16 protein-coding genes and 1 pseudogene are annotated in these 19,572 nt (G+C 61.6%); 16 read left to right on the forward strand and 1 reads right to left on the reverse strand.

The window, feature by feature from the left end; translation table 11 throughout:
• Positions 1-150 precede the first annotated feature (150 nt).
• The 12 genes and pseudogenes from AS9A_RS05275 (at position 151) to AS9A_RS05330 (ending at position 13,248) form a co-directional block, all read left to right on the forward strand.
• Positions 151-738 (forward strand): ATP-dependent Clp protease proteolytic subunit, encoded by a 588-nt coding sequence (locus AS9A_RS05275; RefSeq protein ID WP_041451546.1) that lies wholly within the window; start codon positions 151-153, stop codon positions 736-738.
• Between the two features lie 58 nt (positions 739-796).
• Positions 797-1,435 (forward strand): ATP-dependent Clp protease proteolytic subunit, encoded by a 639-nt coding sequence (locus tag AS9A_RS05280; protein WP_013805890.1) that lies wholly within the window; start codon positions 797-799, stop codon positions 1,433-1,435.
• A gap of 330 nt (positions 1,436-1,765) precedes the next feature.
• Positions 1,766-3,046: an ATP-dependent Clp protease ATP-binding subunit ClpX gene (gene clpX / locus AS9A_RS05290; RefSeq protein WP_013805891.1), complete on the forward strand. Its 1,281-nt coding sequence runs from the start codon at positions 1,766-1,768 to the stop codon at positions 3,044-3,046.
• Between the two features lie 17 nt (positions 3,047-3,063).
• Positions 3,064-3,513, forward strand: a complete 450-nt coding sequence (aroQ, locus tag AS9A_RS05295) for a type II 3-dehydroquinate dehydratase (protein ID WP_013805892.1) — start codon at positions 3,064-3,066, stop codon at positions 3,511-3,513.
• Positions 3,510-3,977 (forward strand): annotated as a pseudogene (mobA, locus tag AS9A_RS24545) (molybdenum cofactor guanylyltransferase); the annotation flags it as partial. The gene aroQ and the pseudogene mobA, both read left to right, overlap by 4 nt.
• Before the next feature lie 156 nt (positions 3,978-4,133).
• Positions 4,134-6,173 (forward strand): S9 family peptidase, encoded by a 2,040-nt coding sequence (locus AS9A_RS05300; protein WP_237707931.1) that lies wholly within the window; start codon positions 4,134-4,136, stop codon positions 6,171-6,173.
• A gap of 206 nt (positions 6,174-6,379) precedes the next feature.
• Positions 6,380-8,068: an ABC transporter family substrate-binding protein gene (locus tag AS9A_RS05305; protein ID WP_013805894.1), complete on the forward strand. Its 1,689-nt coding sequence runs from the start codon at positions 6,380-6,382 to the stop codon at positions 8,066-8,068.
• Positions 8,065-9,069, forward strand: a complete 1,005-nt coding sequence (locus tag AS9A_RS05310) for an ABC transporter permease (protein WP_013805895.1) — start codon at positions 8,065-8,067, stop codon at positions 9,067-9,069. Before AS9A_RS05305 ends, AS9A_RS05310 begins: the two co-directional genes overlap by 4 nt.
• A complete protein-coding gene (locus AS9A_RS05315) occupies positions 9,066-9,887 on the forward strand; it encodes an ABC transporter permease (protein WP_013805896.1) in 822 nt (273 codons plus the stop codon). The genes AS9A_RS05310 and AS9A_RS05315 overlap by 4 nt, the downstream gene beginning before the upstream one ends.
• Positions 9,884-11,455: a dipeptide ABC transporter ATP-binding protein gene (locus tag AS9A_RS05320; protein ID WP_013805897.1), complete on the forward strand. Its 1,572-nt coding sequence runs from the start codon at positions 9,884-9,886 to the stop codon at positions 11,453-11,455. Before AS9A_RS05315 ends, AS9A_RS05320 begins: the two co-directional genes overlap by 4 nt.
• 83 nt (positions 11,456-11,538) lie before the next feature.
• Complete coding sequence (locus AS9A_RS05325; protein WP_013805898.1) at positions 11,539-12,573, forward strand: iron-siderophore ABC transporter substrate-binding protein; 1,035 nt, start codon at positions 11,539-11,541, stop codon at positions 12,571-12,573.
• A 57-nt stretch (positions 12,574-12,630) separates the two neighbouring features.
• Positions 12,631-13,248, forward strand: coding sequence for a TetR/AcrR family transcriptional regulator (locus AS9A_RS05330; protein WP_041450886.1), 618 nt, complete (start codon positions 12,631-12,633; stop codon positions 13,246-13,248).
• Between the two features lie 24 nt (positions 13,249-13,272).
• Here the strand turns inward: AS9A_RS05330 and AS9A_RS05335 are convergent, their stop codons facing one another.
• Positions 13,273-14,625, reverse strand: a complete 1,353-nt coding sequence (locus AS9A_RS05335; RefSeq protein WP_013805901.1) for a WS/DGAT/MGAT family O-acyltransferase — start codon at positions 14,623-14,625, stop codon at positions 13,273-13,275.
• A 156-nt stretch (positions 14,626-14,781) separates the two neighbouring features.
• Between AS9A_RS05335 and AS9A_RS05340 the strand changes: the two genes are divergently transcribed.
• The 4 genes from AS9A_RS05340 (at position 14,782) to AS9A_RS05355 (ending at position 19,571) form a co-directional block, all read left to right on the forward strand.
• Entirely contained in the window at positions 14,782-15,795 is a 1,014-nt protein-coding gene (locus AS9A_RS05340; protein ID WP_013805902.1) for an alpha/beta hydrolase, read from the forward strand.
• A 72-nt stretch (positions 15,796-15,867) separates the two neighbouring features.
• Positions 15,868-17,322, forward strand: coding sequence for a lipase family protein (locus tag AS9A_RS05345; RefSeq protein WP_013805903.1), 1,455 nt, complete (start codon positions 15,868-15,870; stop codon positions 17,320-17,322).
• A gap of 127 nt (positions 17,323-17,449) precedes the next feature.
• Positions 17,450-18,415 carry a linear amide C-N hydrolase gene (locus tag AS9A_RS05350; protein ID WP_013805904.1) on the forward strand — a complete coding sequence of 322 codons (966 nt, stop codon included), beginning with the start codon at positions 17,450-17,452 and terminating at the stop codon, positions 18,413-18,415.
• Positions 18,416-18,461: 46 nt separating this feature from the next.
• Positions 18,462-19,571 carry an ATP-binding protein gene (locus AS9A_RS05355; RefSeq protein WP_013805905.1) on the forward strand — a complete coding sequence of 370 codons (1,110 nt, stop codon included), beginning with the start codon at positions 18,462-18,464 and terminating at the stop codon, positions 19,569-19,571.
• The last annotated feature ends 1 nt before the right edge of the window (position 19,572 follow it).

Consider the following 19,572-nt stretch of genomic DNA (forward strand, 5'->3'; position numbering starts at 1 on the left):
TCGTTAGTGTCGACGTCAGTAAGTTTTGGCTGGGCCATCTCGGATGGCGCGCCGGTCCGGCGCGGCAAACTGAAATGTTCCCGGCTCAACGTTCTTCGTACCCGGAAGGCAGGCCCCGTGACCGTGCAGATTCCCGCGCAGAACCCAGAGATGCGTACCACTTCATACGGAATGAACCTCTCAGACTCGGTGTTCGAGCGGCTGTTGCAGGAACGCATCATCTTCCTGGGATCACAGGTTGATGACGAGATCGCCAATAAGCTGTGTGCGCAGATTCTCCTGCTCTCTGCGGAAGACCCCACACGTGATATTTCGCTGTACATCAACTCGCCCGGTGGCTCAGTCACTTCGGGCATGGCGATCTTCGACACCATGCAGTACGCGGAGTGTGACATCGCGACCTACGCGATGGGCCTCGCGGCGTCGATGGGACAGTTCTTGCTCTCCGCCGGTACGCCTGGGAAGCGATTCGCATTGCCGCACGCCCGCATCATGATGCACCAGCCCTCTGCCGGTATCGGTGGCACAGCGGCTGACATCGCGATCCAGGCGGAGCAGTTCGCGTATACGAAGCGAGAAATGGCTGAGCTTATCGCCGAGCACACTGGCCAGTCTGTCGAGCAGATTATTGAGGACTCCGATCGTGACCGCTGGTTCACGGCAACGGCGGCCAAGGAGTATGGCTTTGTCGACCACGTAATCAGTCGTGCGGCGCAGTCCGGCGGGGTGGGCCGCTAACGGGCGGCGCAGGCACCCAGAAAGTACTCACCCTTACCCGAGACCTGTGGAGAAAGTCATGACGATTAACCCCAACATGCTGCCCCATTCGCGCTACATTCTGCCCTCTTTCATCGAGCACTCCAGCTACGGCGTCAAGGAATCGAACCCGTATAACAAGCTCTTCGAGGAGCGAATTATCTTCCTTGGTGTGCAGGTTGACGATGCGTCCGCGAACGACGTGATGGCGCAGCTGCTGGTGCTCGAGTCGCAGGATCCGGACCGCGACATCACGATGTATATCAACTCGCCAGGCGGCTCGTTCACCTCCCTGATGGCGATCTACGACACGATGCAGTACGTGCGCGCTGACATCACGACGGTCTGCCTCGGCCAGGCAGCTTCGGCAGCTGCGGTGCTGCTCGCGGCTGGCTCGCCAGGTAAGCGGCTGGCACTGCCAAATGCTCGCGTTCTCATCCACCAGCCGTCCACCGGCGGTATGCAGGGCCAGGTCTCGGACCTCGAGATCCAGGCTAGGGAAATCGAGCGCATGCGTCGGCTGATGGAGACGACGCTGTCGCGGCACAGCGGGAAGACTGCGGAGCAAATCCGCAAGGACAGTGATCGTGATCTGATCCTCACCGCTGAAGAGGCGAAGGACTACGGGATCATCGACAACGTTCTTGAATACCGAAAGCTGTCACTGACCACTCAGTGACAGCAGTTCGCCGATACGGCGCCGTGCCGTATCCGCGGGTATTTATCTGATGCCGGTGTGTGCGCTGCACGCTATCCTGGGACGACACGCCGGACTGCTGCGAGTTACCGCCCTGCGGGCTATGTAGCGGCGAGGCTTGGAGTCCCAGGGTGAACCCGGAAGGCGCGGGCGATCACACTGCGAGAACACGTCAGGCGGATGGTGCATAACCTAGACCAGCCACGGCTGTGGCGAGTACGGTCAGGAGAAGCCGGACAACACCGCTGCGTATGAATGCGGCCCGCTTTCGGGGGTTGCACGGGCGAGGATAGGGAAGTAGGGAGCACGGTTATGGCGCGCATCGGCGACGGGGGCGATCTGCTGAAGTGCTCGTTCTGCGGAAAGAGTCAGAAACAGGTCAAGAAGCTCATCGCTGGCCCCGGTGTGTACATCTGCGATGAGTGCATCGACTTGTGCAACGAAATCATCGAAGAGGAGCTCGCTGAAGCGAGCGACGTCAAGCTCGATGAGCTGCCTAAGCCCGTTGAAATCCACGAGTTCCTCGACCAGTACGTGATCGGTCAGGGCATGGCCAAGCGCACTCTCGCTGTCGCCGTGTACAACCACTACAAGCGCGTGCAGGCCGGTGAGAAGGCGCGCGACGCCCGCAACGACGGGGTTGAGTTGCAGAAGTCGAACATCCTGATGCTCGGCCCAACCGGTTGCGGCAAGACATACCTCGCGCAGACCCTGGCAAAGATGCTGAATGTTCCATTCGCGATTGCCGACGCCACTGCACTAACCGAAGCCGGATACGTCGGCGAGGATGTGGAGAACATCCTCCTCAAGCTCATCCAGGCTGCGGACTACGACGTCAAGCGCGCGGAAACCGGCATCATTTACATCGATGAGGTCGACAAGATCGCCCGCAAGAGCGAAAACCCGTCGATCACTCGTGATGTCTCGGGTGAAGGTGTCCAGCAGGCCCTGCTGAAAATCCTCGAGGGCACCCAGGCGAGCGTTCCTCCGCAGGGTGGCCGTAAGCACCCGCACCAGGAGTTCATTCAGATCGACACGAGCAACGTGCTCTTCATTGTGGCTGGAGCGTTCGCAGGCCTCGAAAGGATCGTGTCCGACCGCGTGGGCAAGCGGGGGATCGGTTTTGGCGCGGATGTGCGTTCTAAGGCGGACGTCGACACCACAGACCACTTCGCCGAAGTTATGCCAGAGGACCTGATCAAGTTCGGTTTGATTCCGGAGTTCATCGGCCGGTTGCCGGTTGTTGCATCGGTGACGAATCTCGACAAACATTCGCTCGTGGAGATTCTCTCTGAGCCGAAGAACGCTCTGGTTAAGCAGTACACTCGGCTATTCGAGATGGACAACGTCGAACTCGAATTTACCCAGGATGCGCTTGAGGCAGTGGCTGACCAAGCGATTTTGCGGGGTACCGGAGCGCGTGGCCTCCGCGCAATCATGGAGGAAGTGCTCCTCCCGGTCATGTACGACATTCCCAGCCGGGACGACGTGGCGAAGGTCGTCGTCACAGGTGCGACAGTGCGGGAAAACGTCAACCCAACAATTATTCCGCGCCGAGCGGAGTCACCCGAGCGCCGGGACAAGTCCGCGTAACGATGGAGAGCAGTCAGATGGATGGTGCCGGTAGCAACGGCACCATCGTCGTCTTGAACGGGCCTAACCTGAACCTCCTTGGCCAGCGACAGCCCGATATATACGGCAGTGACTCCCTCCCTGACGTGGAGCGGCTCTGTCAGGAGGCCGCAGCCCCGCGCGGATTCACGATCGATGCGCGTCAAAGCAACCATGAGGGTGTGCTCATCGACTGGATTCACGAGGTCAGGCAAACCTGCGCCGGTCTGGTGATCAACCCGGGTGGGCTCACCCACACGTCGGTGGCGCTGCGGGATGCGCTCGTCACGGTTGAAGCGCCGGTCATCGAGGTTCACATCAGCAACATCCACAAGCGTGAGGAGTTCCGCCACCGCTCCTACGTGTCTGGGATATCTGAGGGCGTTATCTGTGGTCTCGGTGTCTATGGCTACGTCGCGGCCGTCGGATACCTCACTGGCCGGTCGTGACTCAGCAAGTCCGCCCCGCCGCGATAGTCCTGGCCGGTGGAGCATCGCTACGAATGGGGCGGGATAAGGCGTCACTCCCGTGGGAGCGCTCGACCTTCCTTGCCGCCGTTGTCGAGGCCGTGCGCCCAGTGTGTGCCGATGTCTTTGTGGTGGCTGCGCCGCGTCAGACGGTGCCTGAAGTAAACGCGATTGTCGTCCGCGATCCTGTCGCACACCACGGGCCTCTCCAGGGGTTGATCACTGGGCTTGAGGCGGCGGAAAAGGGTGGACATGTCTGGGCTTTCGTCTGTGCGACGGACATGCCACTGATTGAAACGAAACTGGTGACGCTGCTCGCTCAGCGCTGCCAGGCAGACGGACCTGATGCTGTTCTGGCGCACGATGGCGACCGGCCACAGCCACTTGCCGGGGTCTACAGAGTGTCTGTGCTTCAAAAGGCTCGTTCCTACGCAGTCGGGGGACGGCGCAGTTTGTACGGATTTCTTGACACGTTGACCACGGTTTCGGTGGATGTGTCGGCCCGCGCGCGGCAGCTGATCAACGTCAACACTCCCGGTGAACTAGCGGGACTGCACGGCTCGAAGGAGAAGAAGACAGTGAGCCATGGTAACAACGACAGTGTGACTGATACCGCTGCGTCCGCGTTCCACAGCCTCGACGAGTACCTGCGAATCCCGCGAGTGTCGGGACTCGTGATCTCTCCGGACGGGGCGCGGCTCGTGACACGCGTGGAGCAAATAGACGACGAGGCGACGAAGTTCATTGGTGCTCTTTGGGAAGTTGACCCCGGAGGCAAGCGCCGTGCGCGTCAGATCACTGCCGGCCCGAAGGGAGATGCTGCACCGATCTTCACAACAGACGGGGACCTGCTATTTGTCTCCGCGCGCGGTAAGGATGATGACGCGCCAGCCTCGCTTTGGTGCCTCCCCGCACGCGGCGGTGAGGCGTACGAGATCGCGAACCCGCCTGGCGGGGTGTCTTCGGCTCTTGCGGCTACGGACGCGGACCGGGTGGTCTTCACCGCGTCCACCTATCCTCATACCGCCACGGACGACGACGACGCGAAGCTGCGAAAACTACGCAAAGAGTCGAAAGTCAATGCCATAGTCCACACCTCCTACCCGGTCCGTTATTGGGACCACGATCTCGGCCCCGAGGTTCCGGAACTCCGATCGGGTCCCGCATCCGGGGAGTTCACTCGGATAGCAGCTGGGCCGGGACTTCGGGAGGCGCGTGCCGATCTCAGCGCTGACGGTTCGTTCCTCGTGTCAACATGGCAGATCGCCGGTCCGCTGGCCCGCCAGCGAACCCAGCTCGTGCGTATCGACGCGGTGTCAGGTGAGCGATCAATCTTGGTCGATGAGACGGACGCAGATTTCGGTGCGCCTGCGATTTCACCTGACTGCAATCTCGTCGCGTACGTGCGCGAAGCCCACGGAGACCCGGAAACACCCCCGCAAGTCACCCTGCACATTCATGACCTCACGACCGGTAAGAACACGCGGGTCGCGCAAGGCTGGGAGCGCTGGCCGACGTCGATCCGCTGGCTGCCAAACGGCAACTCACTGGTTGTCACAGCTGATCATTACAGTCGCTGCCCGATCTTCCTGGTGCCCGTGGCGACTCAGGGGAAGGTTCAGCAACTCACCGACGATGACTGGGCGTACTCAGACGTGGTCGTTGCCCCCGAGGGTAATGCTGTGTACGCGCTTCGTGCCGCCATTTCTCGTCCGCCGCACCCGGTCCGCGTCGAGTTGTCCACCGGTGAGGTGTCGGAACTGCTCGGCCCGGTGGCGGAGGCGCCGCCGGTGCCCGGTGCGTTGACCGAAGTGATGACGACAGCTGAGGATGGGACACCGCTACGCGCCTGGCTCGCCCAGCCGTCCGATGCGTCGGAAACGAACCCCGCGCCGCTGCTCGTGTGGATTCATGGGGGGCCGCTGAACTCATGGAACTCGTGGCAGTGGCGCTGGAATCCTTGGCTGATGGTCGCGCGTGGGTATGCCGTCCTCCTTCCCGACCCGGCGCTGTCGACGGGCTTCGGGCAGGAGTTCATTCAGCGCGGGTGGGGTCGGTGGGGCCAGGAACCGTACACCGACATCATGGCCCTCACGGATGCTGCTGAGCAGCGCCCCGAAATTGATGCTGCGCGGACTGCGGCGATGGGCGGTTCGTTTGGCGGTTACATGGCGAACTGGATCGCTGGCCACACCGACCGGTTCAAGGCGATTGTGACGCACGCGAGCCTATGGGCGCTCGACCAGTTTGGACCGACGACTGACGCCGCGTGGTTCTGGGCCCGCGAAATGACGCCCGAGATGGCGGTCGAGAACTCGCCGCACCTCTACGTGGCCGATATCAGAACACCAATGCTTGTGATCCACGGGGACAAGGATTACCGGGTGCCGATTGGTGAGGCGCTGCGCCTCTGGTACGAACTGAATGCAGAGTCCGCGCTGCCTGCTGATGATCACGGTGTTTCTGACCACCAGTTCCTGTATTTCCCCTCTGAGAACCACTGGATTCTTAGTCCGCCGCACGCGAAGATCTGGTACCAGACCGTGTCTGCGTTTCTGGCACGTAACGTGCTCGGGAAGGCTGAGCCCTGGCCTGAGGCGCTGGGAGCCGGGGACTTTCCCGGCGTGAGCGACGAGGACTGAACGCCAACGCAGAGAAGGCTCCAGTAGACAAGGTCTACTGGAGCTTTTTCGTCTCTCGCCGTCCGTCCGATATCGGTTAGTGAAAACGATTGTCGTTACTATATACTCCCGTCCGGTAAGCACCACCGATTCGGTAGAGAAAAGTGCGCCTGACGCGTGTTTTGCTACGGAATCGGCGTGATCGATCTTGGGGGAAGGAACCTTTCGTGACGACACGTTCATCGGCTGCGTCTTGGTTGCGAGGAGGTGGAGCGGTCGTCGTGGCCGCTGCGCTTGCTCTGACCGGGTGCAGCTCATCGCAAACCGATTCACCCGGCGTTACCGGCGCCGCAGCTTCGCAGAGCATTAACCCGCAAGACCCGTCCACCCTGCAGGACGGCGGGGACCTGCGCATCCCGGTCGACGCGCTGCCCACCAACTACAACCCGATCCAGATCAATGGCGCGCGCCTCGTGACATGGCAGCTAGCGGAAGCCATCCTGCCCAGCGTCCACCTCGATGGCGCGGACGGCGGGCACGAGCTGAACACCGCATTCTTCGACTCCGCCGAGTTGACGGCCGACAGCCCGCAAACCATTACGTACAAGATCAATGATGACGCTGTCTGGAGCAACGGTCGCCCGCTCACCTGGGAAGATCTCGCCTCGCAGGTGAGTGCACTCAGTGGCAGCGACGAGGCGTTCGAGGGATACAGCACGGTCGGCTACAGCGATGTCGCCGCAGTCGAACGCGGTGAGACAGACAAGGAAGCGATCCTCACGTTCGAGAACACGTTCGCTGAGTGGGAGGGCCTCTTCAACCTCCTCCTCCCGCTGGAAGTCACGGGGAACGCGGAGGAGTTCAACGAAGGCTGGATGAACGGCCCGACGATCACCTCAGGACCGTTCCAGGTGGACAGCATCGACGACACAGCGAAGGCAATCGTCCTCGAACGTAACCCGGAGTGGTGGGCCGAGACTCCGCCGCTCGATCGCATCATCCTTCGCGCACTTGACTCCGCAGCACGCGCGGATGAACTCGCCAATGGGGGCATCGACCTGTATCCGATCGGCGGAAACGTCGACCTGTACACCCGAGCGCAGAACATGAGCGGCGTTGAGGTCCGCACCGCCCCAGAGCGGCGCGCCGGGCAGCTCACGCTGAACGGTTCCGACGACGCGATACTCCATGACCTCGAGTTGCGGCAGGCGATCGCCCAGGCAATTGACCCTCAGGGAGTCACTGACGTCGTGCTCGGTACGATCTCGCCCGGTGCTCAAGCGGTCGGCAATCATATTCTCCCGCCCACTGATCCAGGCTATGAGGACAACTCAGATGTCCTTCCGTACGACCCCGAAGCTGCCGCGAGCGCACTTGAAGAACTCGGATGGTCGCTCGACGGGGATTTCCGCGCCAAGGATGACGAACGTCTGAGCTTGCGGCTCATCGCCCAGTCGGCACCGGTGTTCGACACTGTTGCGGGAGTGATCCGTAACCAGCTGAACGAGGTTGGCGTCCACGTCGATGTGGTGTCGGTCCCATCGGATCAGTTCTATGACGGATACCTGTTACCTGGCGCGTTTGACCTCGCTGTGTTCGAGTGGACCAAGTCCGCATCCCCGTTCGCTCACGACCGGCCGGTCTTCCAGACTCCTGAGGGAGACGACTTCGGTTCGAACTTCGGCCGCGTTGTCGTCCCCGGGGTCGAGGAACTCTACGACGAAGGACTCGCAGAGCTTGATACGGACCGGCGCAACGAGATCGCGAACGAAATTGATCGGCTCGCTTGGGAGTACGCGCACCACATCCCGCTTTACGCGGAATCAGGCGCATACGCGGTGCGTGAAGGCCTCGCCAACTACGGTGCCCGGGGGCTTGCTCACTACGGGTTCGCGAAGGCTGGCTGGGTGAAGTGACCCGCACCGCCGTGGCCAGCCAGTACCTCGCGGGACGGCTTGCGGGTCGTGTCCTGCTGTGTCTGGCGGCCACGTTCTTTGCGTTCGCTTTGGCGTCAATGACGTTCGACCCGATGGCTGAGCTCCAGATGCGCCAGCCGCCGCCAGCGCCTGGCGTTCTGGAAGCTCAGGCAGCGAGGCTCGCCCTCGACTCACCGATTCCGCTGCGCTTCCTCGAGTGGATCGCTGGCTTCCCATCGGGTGACTTCGGAACGACAGTCGGTGGCCGTCCGATCGGAGATGAGCTGTGGTCCCGGGCGGGTACAAGCATGCGACTGTTCTTCGCGGGCAGCATCGTCGCGATCCTCCTGGGAGTTGTCGTGGGGGTCCGCAGCGCACTGAACTCACGTCACGCCAGCGACCACCTCACGATGTTCTGGACGCTCGCACTTCTCGCGATACCGGTGTTCGTCCTCGGCACCCTGCTCAAGCTGCTCTGGCTTCCCATCAATGAGGCCGCGGGAACGCAGATCCTCTACTTCTCGGGGGAAAGCACTGTCGGCGCGAACTACACCGGATGGGAGGCGGTGCTCGACCGGATGCGGCACATGGTCCTGCCAACCCTTGCGATCGCGCTGCCGCAAATCGCCTATTTCAGCCGCTACCAGCGCGCCGCGATGCTCGAGATTCTGAACAGTGAGTTCGTGCGGACAGCCCGCGCCAAAGGTCTCCGCTGGCGCCAGGCCGTGCGCATTCACGCGCTGCGCGTGGCCCTCATACCTATGGTGTCGCTGTTCGCGTTCAGCTTCGGCCTGCATATCGTCGGGGGCGTGTTCACCGAACGCATATTCGGCTGGCACGGCATGGGGGACTGGTTGCTCACCGGCATCCACGATCATGACGCACGGATTGTCGCCATGGTCACGCTGTTCATCGGCGTAGTTATCGTTATCGCAGGCTGGCTCTCGGACATCGTCCTCGTGATGCTTGATCCACGCATCAGGACGGACGGTGCGACGTGAAGCACCCGCTGACGCTGGCTGGTTCCGCAATCCTGTTGACGATCGCTGGAATCGCTTTCCTTGGGCCGTGGCTCTACCCACACGATCACATTACGCAGAACCACGCCGCAGTACTGCAGCCACCTTCTTGGGAGCATTGGCTGGGCACCTCCCGCCTCGGTGAGGATCTTCTCGCACAGACCATGCGGGGCTTGCAGAAGTCGCTTCTGATCGGGCTGGCGGTCGCGGTGTTGTCCACTGCAGTTGCTGCCATCGTCGGGACCCTCGCCGGCTATTACGGCGGCAGAGTCGACCGGGGCCTGATGTGGTGCGTGGACATGCTGTTGATCCTTCCGACATTCCTCGTCGTCGCCGTGATGTCCCCGGTTCTGCGCGGACAGTCCTGGCTATTGCTCGTTGTCGTCATTGCGATGTTTCAGTGGACGCTCGCGTCCCGGATCGTGCGTGCCCGGGCCATGAGCTTGCGGGAGCGCGGGTTTGTTCGCGCTGCTGAATACATGGGGGCGCGCGGCCCGCGTGTCATCCGCACGCACCTGATTCCGAACATGGCGCCGCTTCTCATCATCGACTGCACCATCAATGTGGGTGTCGCGGTGATCGCGGAGGCGGGGCTCAGCTATTTCGGATTCGGTGTGCGTCCGCCTGACGTGTCGCTGGGCACGTTGATCGGGATTGGCAGTAACTCGGCAATCACCTACCCCTGGGTCTTCCTGGTACCTGTCGCGTTCCTCATCACCACCGTGATGGCTGTCGGCCTGATCGGCGAGGGGTTGCGCAGGACGATCGACCGCGAATCAGACAAGGCGGCACTGGTATGACGAGCGTTCTCGAGGTCAGGGATCTGACGGTGCGGACCGGTCCACAGACGCTAATCAACAACATAGCGTTCACGCTCTGCGAAGGACGTACGCTCGCGCTAGTGGGCGCGTCTGGTTCCGGTAAATCGCTCACTGCGCTGGCGGTGATGGGACTGCTCGGACATGAATTGCGGGCATCGGGCTCAGTGCGCCTGGGAGGCAAGGAGATACTCGGCCTGGGCGACCGGGAATTGTCGCGGCTGAGGGGTCGCCGCCTGACGTTGGTCTCACAGGATCCTCTTGCCTCACTCACGCCGGTGCATACTGTGGGCGCGCAGGTTGCCGAAGCGGTGCGCATTCATCAACGGGTTTCACGTGCAGATGCCTGGAAGCGGGCGGTCGCGATGCTCACGCGAGTGGGGATAGAGGACGCCGAGCAACGGGCGCGGAGCTATCCGCACGAGTTCTCCGGTGGGATGCGGCAGCGCGTAGCGATTGCGATGGCGATGATCAACGAGCCTGACCTGTTGATTGCTGACGAGCCCACTAGTGCACTGGATCCTACGATCGCAGCTCAGATCATGGAACTTTTCGGTGCTCTGCAACGCGAAACGGGCACCGCAATTCTCTTCATCACCCATGACGTTTCGCTTGTCGAGCGGTACTGCGACGAACTGGTTCTGCTCGAAGGTGGATCAGTCGTCGAGCACGGTACCGTTCGGGAGGTCATTGCGGCGCCGCGCAGTGCGGAGTTACGGGCGATGGTGGCGGCGACCCCGCACTGGGAGCCCGTCGACCGTCCCGCCGTGACTGGCCCGGTCGCGTTGTCCGTGGCGGGGATGACTCGGACGTTTCGTGCACGGCGTCTACGCGAACGGAAGGTGACGGCGCTGGAGGATGTGACCTTTACGGTGCATGCCGGGGAAGCATTCGCGATTGTCGGCGAGTCAGGGGCGGGCAAGTCAACCTTGCTGCGTGAGATCCTGCACGCCGGTACAGCGCCGCCTGGGGTGCTGAGCATCTTCGGAGAGGATCCGTCCACTTTCTCGCGAGCTGAGCGGCAGAACTTGCGACGCGAAGTCCAGATCGTCCTCCAGGACCCGGGTGATTCGCTCGACCCGCTGATGTCGATTGCGTCAATCGTCGCCGAGCCGTTGCACATTCACCGGGTTCCTGGTGTGGATGCCCGCGTTCGGCGGTTGCTGCGGATCGTCGGTCTGACGGCGGACTTCGCGGAACGCAGATCTCGCCAGCTGTCAGGCGGTCAGCGGCAGCGCGTCGCCATCGCCCGGGCGCTTGCGCTCGAACCGAGAATTCTGCTGCTCGACGAGCCAGTGTCGGCCCTGGACATGGCGTTACGGTCCGAGATCATGGCGCTACTCGACTCGCTGCGGCAGAGCTTAGGCCTGACGTACGTGATGGTGTCGCATGACATGCCACTGGTGCACCAATATTCGGACCGGGTCGCCGTGATGTGGCAAGGGCGGATTGTCGAACAAGGTCCCGCCGGTGAGGTTCTCGGCGCGCCGCAGCACCCTTATACTCAGCGGCTCGTCGCAGCAGTGGGGCTCGCGCCTTCTCCTATCTGACCAGTTCAGACAGGTACTTCACCGTAGAACGCTCGTCGGAGATATCGTTTCGATCCGTTGTCAGAACATCTCAGGAGTGAATAATGCGGATCGGTCGTCGACTTCGGGCTCAGCGCAGCGTGCGGGCCTCGGTGCTTGCTGGGCTCCTGTTCGTGCTTGCGGCGTGCGGCAATAGCCCCGATAGCCCGGATGGTCCCGGCGGATCGGGGGGTGAAGCGGGGCCGGTCACCGTTTCGCATGCGTTCGGCGACACTGCTATTCCGGAGCCGCCGGATCGCGTGGTGACGTGGGGATGGGGCAGTGCCGACGCTGCGATAGCGCTAGGCGTGGTTCCCGCAGCCATCCCGTTTCAGAATTATGGCGGTGACGAGGAGGGGGTGCTGCCCTGGATCCGGGACGCGCTCGACGAACAGGGTGCGGACACGCCCACAGTGTTGCCCAATGTCACCGAGGTTCCGTTCGAGGCGATTGCTGCCGCTGAGCCCGATCTGATTCTCGCCGTGTACTCAGGCATTACGGAGCAGGAGTACGAACTGTTGTCGCAGATTGCTCCCACCGTGGCGTACCCCGATCAGCCATGGGCGACCGAGTGGCGAGACACTATCCGCATCGTCGGTGACGCGCTTGGGCGCTCAGCGCAAGCGGCGGAGCTATTGGAAGACATCGACGTTCGGGTTGTCGCCAAAGCCGCCGAGAACCCGGTACTGCAGGGCAAATCAGTAGCGATGGTGTGGGACACCCCCGAAGCGTTCTATGTGTACAAACCAGCGGACCCTAGGTTTGCGTTCACCCTCGATCTCGGATTCGTGACCGCAGACAGCCTTGATGACCTGGCCAGTGGGGATTCGACGTTCTACTTCACGCTGAGCAAGGAGCGACTCGGTGACCTCACTAGCGACGTTCTTGTGACGTATTCCGACACTCCCGAAGAGTCAGCGGCGTTTCTCGCCTCGCCGGAAGCCGAGTTGATGGACCAGGTGCAGAGGGGCGCGGTCGCTGAGGTAGTCGGTACTGCGTTCATCGCCTCCGTGTCGCCGCCCACAGCGCTCTCTCTGACATGGGGACTGGATTCGTATGTCGAACTGTTGTCGGCAGCCGCGGAGCGGGCTGAGGGATAACGAGCGGATCGGTAGGGTATCCAGGGACCGGTGTGTTGGAGATGTGGATGGGGAATTGTGTCGACCGCTCGGAGGTTAAGTCAGCAGGAGCGGCGGGATGCGACACAAGCCGCGCTACTTCAAGCGACCCTCGACTGTCTGGTTGAGGACGGGTACCTCCTCACCACAACGCGGCTAGTCGCGAAGCGGGCTGGCGTCAGTCAGGGCGCCCTTCAGTATCACTATTCCACTCGGTCGGAACTCATCATTGCGGCAATTCAGCATCTTGCGCATCAGCTTGCGGAGGTGGGGAGGGCGGAGTTCCCAGCCACGAGCGACACCAGCAACGAACGCGACCAGTGTGAGCAATACTTGGACTACTTGTGGGAAGTTCATAACTTGCCGATTGCCGGGGCGATTCACGAGTTGTTTGTTGCTGCGCGCACCGACGCCGATGTTGCCGCGCGCATGGGGCAGGTACTCGCGTACGCTGTGGATTTGGTTGTGGAGGTGGCCGGACGAGTGGCCCCCACCCTCTCTGCTCTGAAGGGCTTCCGGGAGTGGCTTCTCCTCTCGGTCGCAACGATGCGGGGCGTCGTGACCGTGTCCGCGCTGGGTGTAGGTCCTGCCCATGTCGGTGATTGGGCGGTGCTCCGGAACCAGCTTATGGCTGTGCTGGATTCGCTGAAAACGTAATGGACTATGGGCGCGCAGGCCGGTCTAGGTGGCTCTTTCTAAATCTTGCAAAGCGGACTCGAGATGGAGGAGCAGGCGCTGAAGATGGGGGACTGATCGCCTGCACCCGATCAGCCCGAAATCGATGTTGTCGGCGTTGCTCGTGAGGGTGATATTGAGCGCGAGGCCGTCCATGACGATCGACGCGGGGTAGATCCCGTCGAGCCTGGCGCCGTTCCAGTAGAGGGGCTGAGTCGGTCCCGGCACGTTGGAGATGACGACATTGAAGGTCGGCGGCACCGCCTGTGATACACCCGTGATGCTTGAAATCGCGAATGGGCTGACGAAGGCGGCGGAGAGCGCGAGTGCCTGCAGCTGGCTCAGGCCGCCCATCATCTCTTTGGCAATCGCGATTGTCCGCGTGATTTCTTGCATTCGATCCAGTGGATCGGCTTTGTGTGTCCCGAGGCTCGCGAGGACTGCTCCCACGGCGTTGCTGCCATTCGCGCCCGTCTGACGCAGGGAAACAGGGACTAGCGAGATCAGCGGCTTCTCCGGTAGGGCAGCTTGTTCCAGCAGATAGGAGCGAAGCGCCCCGGAACACATGCCGAGCACGACGTCGTTGAGTGTGCAATCGAGCGCGGTACTGACTGTCTTGAGCCGTTCGATGCGCCACGATTGTCCGGCGAATCGCCGTGCACCGCCGATCGGAACATTGAACATGCTGCGTGGGGCACGTAGCGGTAGCGGAACCTGCTCGGCGAGTGCTGCTTTAAAGCCAATTCGACCCGCATGCGGAATGATGCCAGCGGTATCGAGTGAGAGTTTCGCGGCGGTTCGAATCGCTGAAAAAGCTGACCTCGACCCAGGGCGGTCACTCGTGTTTCGCGGAGCGAAGAAGCTCGGCACGTGGAGTTCACTGGGATCCGTGACGAGGGAGTTCTGCAGCAGCTTCAGAGCTGAGACGCCGTCGGCGAGCGCATGGTGGATTTTTGTATACACCGCGAAGCGTCCGTCCTCGAGTCCTTCGACGATGTTGATCTCCCACAGCGGCCGGTGGCGGTCCAGCAGCGAGCCATGCCACAGCGATACGGTCTCGAGCAGTTCTCTGATGCGTCCGGGACGTGGCAGTGCTGACAGGCGGACGTGGTAACTCAGGTCAACGTCGCTGTCATCAGTCCACGTAAGCGCGCGCGGCGTCGCCATTGCGCTGCCGACGCGGCGGCGAAACATATTCGCCACCTTAGGCTCCGCGAGGAGGCTCTCGTAAAGATTGCGCGCGAAGTCTGGACCGGAGCCATGCGGGGGAGTGAACAGTTCCAAGCCACCCACGTGCATCGGGTGCTCTCGCGATTCCATCGCCAGGAACATGTAGTCGGGGGGAGCAATCAGATTCATTAGAACCTTTCACGGCCAATGCGAGACTTACAAGTCAGTCGAATGGTATCTTACTGTCCGTCGTCTATCACAAAGCTGTAACAGTGCGAGAGCACAGGGCAGGGAGCGAGGTCAGGCCCGGTGAATCACCACCCATCGGATGGACTGAGAAGCGCTATGGCCAGCGCCACGCCAGGATCAGGCGTCCCGACTGCCGTTCCCGTTCGTCGCTACCCTGCTGTGAGTGTGCGAGGGCAGATCGTTGCCGCGGCTCTTCGTGCCACCGTCAAGCCGTTGCTCTCGCTGTGGGCACGATGGCCTGAACTCCCGTGGCCGTACAATCTTGTCGACCATGCTGGGCGGCTGCTGACCGTGGCGCCCGGACAGGTCCGTGAGCCGGTTGAGCTAAACCAGTGCACCGCCGAATGGGTGCGCCCGGTCGAGGTGAGCGGAAATCGCGCGGTTCTGTATATGCACGGTGGCGGTTTTTACGTGGGACACCAGCATCTGCACCGGCAGATGGTCTCCCGAATTTGCCGGGACGTTGCCATGCCGGTGCTGACAGTGAACTATCGGATGCTTCCGCAGAACGCTATAGAAGATTCGGTAACAGACTGCGTCGACGCATTTAGACACTTGCTTCAGTCCGGCATCAGGCCAGACCAGGTGGTATTCATGGGCGATTCCGCCGGTGGGTACTTGGTCTTTATGGCGGCAATCTGTGCGCTCGAGGCGGGCCTGCCCGCTCCAGGAGCGATTGTCGCACTCTCGCCGCTTACCAACTGGGACCACGAGCCTAAGCTGTCCGCCCGTACCGCAGATGCGTGCGCACTCTTTCCGCGAAGTGCCATCCGTGCCCTCACTGCCCAGGCTACCGGTGCGCGTCCTGGACCTGTCATCCCATCGAATCGGCGACCACCGCGCTCTCCAGTGGATGAGAATCTCTCCGGCCTTCCTCCAGTTCTGATTCAGGCAAGCACGACCGAGATGCTGAGCCCAGACGCGCGGCTTATGGCTGGTCGGCTAAAGCAATACCGCGTGCCGTGCACGCTGCAGTACTGGGATAAGCAGGTGCATGTGTTTCAGGCGGCGGCAGGCTTTGTTCCTGAGGCGCGGCAAGCTATCGACCTCGTTGCTGAGTTCATCCACGAGTACGTGGTGGCGCATTCGCGTGACGAGGCCGCCGGGTGACACACACCAAGTGCATCCTTTTCGGTCATTCGCACTAAACGGTCAAAGAAACCATTCAAGCAGAAGGTGTCGATGAAAATGCAAGCCGAGCTCGCTGGCGCTGGCCAGATGAACGAACCCCGTAAGTGGCGAGGACGGTTTATCGCGAAAATTCTCACTTTTGCGGTGGTACTTGCATTGTGGCCATTGGGTGGAGGTGGAAGCGCTCTCGCAGAGCCGCCACCGCCGCCGGACGCGTTCTATGACCGACCGGAAAGGCTCGCGTCGTTTGAGCGCGGCGAGATCATAAGGTCACGCGAAGTCGCCGTTAATGCGATGCAGTCGCTCCCGATCAACGTACAAGCGTGGCAGCTGCTATATCGCACATCCGATGCCGATGGCGCGCCAGACGCGGCGGTAACGACGGTGATGGTTCCCCGGGGTGTGTCACAGCCCCGCGCGCTCCTGTCGTACCAGGCCGCGACCGATTCGACGCTCCGAGTCTGCGGGCCATCATATTCGCTGGTGCATGGCGCACCGATAGACATTACTAACCCGGTCGGGCCCGTGACTCTTGCCGCGCCCGCAGCTGAGACCCTCCTTGCGGCAGCAGGTCTCGCGGAAGGGTGGGTGGTCGCGATGCCGGATCACGGCTCACTCGACGATCGTTTCCTCACGCCGCACCAGCCGGGGTACGCGGTACTCGACGGAATTCGGGCGGTCACGAATTTCCATCCCGTCGGTTTGGCTGGTCCAGCAACGCCGACGGCGCTCTGGGGGTACTCCGGCGGAGCCATAGCCTCGAGCTGGGCAATTGAGGAACACCCTAATTACGCTCCTGAGCTGAATATCCGCGGTGCAGCCTTCGGTGCACCGGAGCGCGACCTCGAAGCATCCCTCAGGTCGTCCAATCGCTCTCTGCTTGCGGGACTAATCCCAATAGCGCTGGCTAGTATTGGCAAAGACGCGCCTGAATTCATGGCCGAGATGAACAGGTATCTCACTCCCCAAGGCAGGGATATCGTTGCCCGAACGCGGAACCACTGCGCTGCACAGAACGTGCTCAACAATCTATGGTTCGATTATGAGTTGCATCTGAATACGCCGATCGATGAGATACTCGCGAACCCGGTGATTCGGCGTGAAATAGCTGCGCGTGGAATAACCGGAAGGGCGCCGACGGTGCCGACGTATATCCATAATGGAGTCAGTGAAGAAGTTGCACCCATTGTGGGTACCGACAAACTTGTCGAAAGTTATTGTCGAGGCGGGGCGCCAGTGACATATCGCAGGGAAGACTTTCCGCAAAACCCGCCGCGTGAAATATTCACTACCCACGGATTCATTGCCGTGAGCGGCAGTCCGGGGGCCTTTAGGTGGCTGCAGGAGCGTCTCGCGGATCCATCGTCCGCCCCGCCCGCGGGCTGTGACATTCAGACCCTGCCGAGCACACTCCTTGAGCCGGGAGTCCCGGAGACGGTCGTCCCCTCCTTTGTCGACAACTTCTTCGCGATCGTCGGGGGGCAAGCCATCGGCGCGGGAGGCTGACTGCCTGCGGCATGTCGTGCGGTGTGCGACGAGTCGCTAACTTTCTGTTGCTAATTTTCGTTTAGTGCCTCTCAGGTGCTGCTGCGCCGGCAAAAATCGGTGAAGAGGACCGCTGGGAGGACCAGGCATGTGCACACGGGCGTTATGGGCAGCGAGCGGACACGGTGTTCTCGTGGGCCGGAACATGGACTGGCGCGAGGAAATGGACACCAACCTCTGGGTGTCACCGCGCGGCGTGCAGCGAGTCGGCCACGGAGCGGACGCTAACCCCCTGACGTGGACCGCGGGCTACGGAAGTGTCGTAGCAACGGTGTGGGACATGGCCGCTTCAGATGGCGTAAACGAGGCGGGGCTGGCGGCGCATTTATTGTGGCTCGCAGAGTCGGGTTACGGCGAGCGGGATGCGTCACGGCCAGCGCTGGCGGTGTCGCTGTGGGCGCAATTGTTTCTCGACACCTGTGCGACTGTTGAAGAATGTCTGAAACTCATGGAGGAGCACAACTTTCAGATTCGGTCATTAATCGAGCCACGCTCGCAGCTCGAGGCTACGGTCCATCTTGCGCTCGACGATCGGAATGGGGACTCCGCGATCGTCCAATACGTTGACGGTGCCGCGCACGTCTATCACGACCGCGCGCACACCGTCATGACGAACTCTCCCACGTTTGACGAGCAACTGCGTTTGCGGAACCGGTACGAAGGGTTCGGCGGCACCGAACCATTGCCGGGGACGACCGAAGCTGCCGACCGGTTTGTGCGCGCAAGCTACTACCTCGACCGGCTGCCGCCCGCTGAAACACGTCCCCGCGCCTATGCTGCACTACTCAGTGTGATGCGCAACGCCGCACAGCCATTCGGTGAACCGGACCCGCTGCGCCCCAACATATCCGCAACGATATGGCGCACCCTCGCCGACCTCACCGAGGGTGTTTATCTGTTCGAGTCGTCCTTCAGCCCGAACATTGTGTGGACGAAGCTTGAAGAAATCGATTTCACCACCTGGCAGAAGCTCGATCTCTCGGAAGATGGGCTGATCGGAAACATTACGCCTGCATTCAAGCGGGAGCAGGCGCTGGAGTTCACCATAAATTGAAGTCACGCACTGACTGATTTTGAGTTCTGAGGAGAGTGGATCGCTGATGATTGAGTTGTCCGTAGGCGTCTCAGCAGAGGCGGGAAGTCCGTTTAGACTCGACGCGTCTCGCTTCAATCGGCACACGTTCTGGTGCGGGCAGAGCGGCTCAGGAAAAACCTACGCGCTCGGGGTCATCCTGGAACGGCTCATGATGCAGACATCGCTTCCGCTGCTCATTTTTGACCCCAACGCCGATTTTGTCTCTTTTGGCAAGCCGCGCGCCGACGCTCCGGCCGAGGTCGCCGATCGGCTACGTGACGCGGATGTGCGGGTCTTCCGTCCTCGAGGGGAGGCCTACCAGCGTCTGACGGTGCGGTTCGTCGACATGGATCTTGCGTCCCGCGCCGCAGTGCTGCGGCTTGATCCGATTCTCGATGCCGAAGAGTACAACGTGCTCGTCCGGATGGAGAGCGAGATAGGGGCAGCTGGTGTCGATGCGCTGATTGAACGGCTCCGGGTGGCGCCAGCCCCCGGTGCCCGGAAGTTGTTGTTGAGACTCGAAAACCTCCAGGTACTGCAATGGGACGTGTGGGCCTACGGCGGGCGCGGCGTAGAGGATGTTGTCGATGAGCGGCCCGACGCGACGGTGCTGGACCTGGGCGGGTTCAAGACCTCAGACGAGTCGGCCGCTGCAGCTCTCGCAGTGCTCGATCAACTTTGGTCGAAGCGCGAGGAACGCCGCCCGATACTGATGGTGATAGACGAAGCGCACAATCTGTGCCCCCAGAGCCCCGTTTCACCCGCACAACAAGCGCTCTGCGAGAGGATCATTCAAATCGCTGCTGAAGGCCGGAAATTCGGGCTGTGGCTGCTTCTCTCCACGCAGCGGCCCTCGAAGATCCATGCCCAGGTCTTATCGCAGTGCGACAACCTTTGCCTGATGAAGCTGAACAGCCGTAAAGACCTGGCCGAAATCGCGGACTTTTTCGGCACAGTGCCAGAAGCGTTACTCGGGCAGGCTCCTATTCTGCGGAAGGGGCAGGCAATCCTTGCCGGCGGGTTCGCGCCCGAACCTGCGATAGTGCAGGTCGCCAGCAGGTTCACCCTGGAAGGCGGCACCGATGTGAGGGTGCCGCCGCGCCATGACGGCGCCAGTGTAGAGAGCCTGGCCTAGA

Origin of the sequence: Hoyosella subflava DQS3-9A1, from assembly GCF_000214175.1 — a bacterium.
Lineage (GTDB): Bacteria > Actinomycetota > Actinomycetes > Mycobacteriales > Mycobacteriaceae > Hoyosella > Hoyosella subflava.